The following is a 3112-nucleotide window of genomic DNA, read 5'->3' as shown; positions in this document are numbered from 1 at the left end:
CCATGGTGGTCGGGGAGGAGGCCTGCTCCGACGATCCGGCGCTGCTGTCGGGCCTTGGCGATGCCGCGCTTGCCTTCGTCATCGATCCGGTCGACGGCACTTTCAACTTCGCGTCCGGTGTGCCGCTGTTCGGCGTCATGGCCGGCGTCGTCGTCAACGGCGAGACCGTCGCCGGCATCATCCATGACCCGGTCGGCAAGGACTGGCTGATCGGCGCCAAGGGCGCCGGCAGCCATATCCGCCACGCGCATGGCGCGCTGGAGAAGGTTCGCGTTGCGGCGCCGGTGCCGATGTCGCAGATGACCGGCGCCGTTTCCTGGCAGTTCCTCCAAGAGCCCGAGCGTTCGCGGCTCGCCCGCAACCAGACCAAGACGCTGTCGCAATTTTCCTATCGCTGCGCGGCGCATGAGTACCGGTTGCTTGCGAGCGGTCACGCCCATTTCGTGCTCTACAACAAGCTGATGCCCTGGGATCATCTTGCCGGTGCGCTGATCCATCAGGAAGCCGGCGGCCATGTCGCGCGCATCGACGGCAGCGCCTACTTGCCGTCGCATGTCGATGGCGGCCTGCTGGTGGCGCCGGACAAGCAAAGCTGGGACGAGTTGCGCCGCGAGCTTTGGGCTGAATAGGATCGGTTGCGCCGGCCGCGCTTGGCCGTCCTTCAGAAAGATCCTCGAGTTGCCGGAGATGGCAATGAGCTTCAGGTTCACTGTGGCTGCTTTCGCCCTGGCTGCCACGGTGAACGCGGGTTGCGCGCAGGAACGCGCCTGCGGCAGTCGCGATCCGGTCAACTCCATAGCGGAAATGTCGGCCGCCATTTATGCCTGCTGGCGGCCGCCGCGCGGTACGGCGGGCATGTCGCTAACACTAAGGTTCTCGCTTCGCCGGGACGGGACGCTTTTCGGCAAGCCGCATGCCACCTTCTCCGCACTGGGACCGGACGACAGGCTGAACAAGGCTTTCGTCGCTTCGGTGCTCGAGGCGCTTGGCAAGGCCCTGCCATTGCCATTTACCGACAGCATGGGCGGCGCGATCGCAGGTCGCATCCTTTCGCCGCGCTTCACGGCGGCGCAGGAACGCAGATCCTAGGGTGTTTCCGTTTCACGGAAACGGTGAAACACCCTATCTCCTTGTTTTTACGCAATTCCGGACGGAAAACCGCACACTTTTCCTGGAATTGCTCTAACTTCGTCGAAGCGAACGATCAGTGCAGATCGGTGACGTGCCCCGAAACGGGGGGATTGTGGGGCTGGAACATCCTGCCCCGCTCGGCGATCAGGATCATCAGCAAAGCCGCGACCGAGACGCTGCAGAAGCCCGCGGCCAGAGGGGTCACGGTGCCGTTATAGGCCTGGCCGATCGCCGCGCCGATGAGGGCGCCGAGAAAAGTCTGCATGAAACCAAGGATGGATGCCGCCGTGCCGGCGAGTTCGCCGAGCGGCTCCATGGCCAAGGCGTTGAAATTCGCGCCCAGTCCGCCGAACGGCAGCATCGCGCCGGCAAAAAAGGTGACGAAGAGCCAGAGCGGCATCTGCATCTCCAGCGAGACCACCAGCCAGGCAAGGCTGATGCACAGGAAAATGAGCAGCGCGCCTTGCGACAGGCGGCGCATGCCGATCTGTCCGACCAACCGCGAATTGAGATAGTTGGAGAAGGCGAGCACGCCGGCGACGCCGGCAAAGATCAGCGGGAACAATTCGCCGACGTGAAAGATGTCGATGTAGATCTGCTGCGCCGAACTGATGAAGCCGAACATGGCGGCGAAGATGAACGTGCTGGCAAAGGCGTAGCAAAGCGTGAGCCGGTTGGTGAGCACGATGCGGAAGCCGCCGAGCACGGACCCTACCGAGAGCGTGCGGCGATATTCGGGGTGCAACGTCTCCGGCAGGCGCAGCAGGGCCCAGGTCGAAACGATCAGCGCGCCGATAGCCATGGTCACGAAGATCCAGTGCCAGCTGGCGAACAGCATGACGAACTGGCCGATGCCGGGCGCGATGACGGGGATGGCCATGAACACCATGAAGATCAGCGACATCACCTCGGCCATGCGCCGGCCCTCGAACGTGTCGCGAACGATCGAGACGGCGATGACCCGGGTCGCTGCCGCGCCGATGCCCTGGATGAGACGCCAGGTCAGCAACAGGGCGAAACTGGGCGCTATGGCGGCGGCCGCCGCGGCCACGACATAGACGACCAGCCCGAAGACCAGCGGCGCGCGGCGTCCGAAGCGATCCGAAATCGGCCCGAACAAAAGCTGTCCGCCGCCGAAGCCGAGCATATAGGCGGTGATGACATATTGGCGGTGGTTCTCGCTCTCGACGCCAAGCGAGGCGCCGATCTGCTGCAGCGCCGGCAGCATGATGTCGATGGCCAGGGAGTTGAGCGCCATCAGCGCTGCGCAGAGCGCGATGAATTCCCAGCGCGGAATAGGCAAATTGGTTGCCGATTGCTGCGCCACAGCCTGCTTGTCCACCGCAAAATCCGATCGTTTCAAACGAACATGCGCCGGACTGCCGGCGCATGAATTCGTCTCGTTCCCGAGCTCAGGGAACCACAATGCCGAGGTGGGGGCTGCCCCGGAAATTAGCGCTACCGGCCGGCTGGCCGGTGCGATTCAGTCAGGCGGCGCCTTTGACGCTGACGCCCTTTTCGACGAGGAAGTCCTGCAACTCGCCGGCCTGGAACATCTCGCGCACGATGTCGCAACCGCCGACGAATTCACCCTTCACATAAAGCTGGGGGATGGTCGGCCAGTTGGAATAGTCCTTGATGCCCTGCCGCAATTCGGCCGAGTCGAGCACGTTGACGCCTTTGTAGTCGGCCCCGATGTAATCGAGGATCTGCACCACCTGGCCGGAGAACCCGCATTGCGGGAAGCCGGGCGTGCCCTTCATGAAGAGCACGACGTCGTTGCTCTTCACTTCATTGTCGATGTAGTCGCTGATGCCGGTCATGGACAATCCTTTCACGCCTGTGGGAGTCAGGCTCGAAGCATGTCCTTCAAATAAACCCATAGGGTGGCTGAAACAAGACGTTAGCCGCGACGCTACCTGAATGGCGCAAGGGATAACGCGATTTTGGGCCAAGGCTAGAACGGTTCGCCGTATCAAGG

General features: G+C 62.9%; 4 protein-coding genes. 2 read left to right on the top strand and 2 right to left on the bottom strand.

All coding sequences use genetic code 11. The annotated features are described in order from the left end of the window. Together EOD07_RS28485 and EOD07_RS28480 are read left to right on the top strand one after the other, a co-directional pair. A partial coding sequence (locus EOD07_RS28485) for an inositol monophosphatase (RefSeq protein ID WP_164772618.1) occupies positions 1–629 on the top strand: 629 nt, incomplete at its 5' end. A gap of 58 nt (positions 630–687) precedes the next feature. Beyond that, positions 688–1089, top strand: coding sequence for a hypothetical protein (locus EOD07_RS28480; RefSeq protein ID WP_348627788.1), 402 nt, complete (start codon positions 688–690; stop codon positions 1087–1089). Positions 1090–1204: 115 nt separating this feature from the next. Here EOD07_RS28480 and EOD07_RS28475 read toward each other — a convergent pair whose 3' ends face one another. Together EOD07_RS28475 and grxD are read right to left on the bottom strand one after the other, a co-directional pair. After that, a complete protein-coding gene (locus EOD07_RS28475) occupies positions 1205–2473 on the bottom strand; it encodes a multidrug effflux MFS transporter (RefSeq protein WP_082037085.1) in 1269 nt (422 codons plus the stop codon). A gap of 145 nt (positions 2474–2618) precedes the next feature. Then, positions 2619–2954 (bottom strand): Grx4 family monothiol glutaredoxin, encoded by a 336-nt coding sequence (gene grxD, locus EOD07_RS28470; protein ID WP_040981263.1) that lies wholly within the window; start codon positions 2952–2954, stop codon positions 2619–2621. Positions 2955–3112 lie beyond the last annotated feature (158 nt).

Source organism: Mesorhizobium sp. M2C.T.Ca.TU.002.02.1.1, assembly GCF_003997225.1.
This window is presented reverse-complemented; position numbering and strand designations above follow the sequence as displayed.

What these genes read in the sequence shown, in the direction of transcription:
- EOD07_RS28480 (WP_348627788.1), top strand. Translation starts at nt 688, where the DNA reads ATGGCAATGAGCTTCAGGTTCACTGTGGCTGCTTTCGCCCTGGCTGCC.
- grxD (WP_040981263.1), bottom strand. Translation starts at nt 2,954, where the DNA reads ATGACCGGCATCAGCGACTACATCGACAATGAAGTGAAGAGCAACGAC.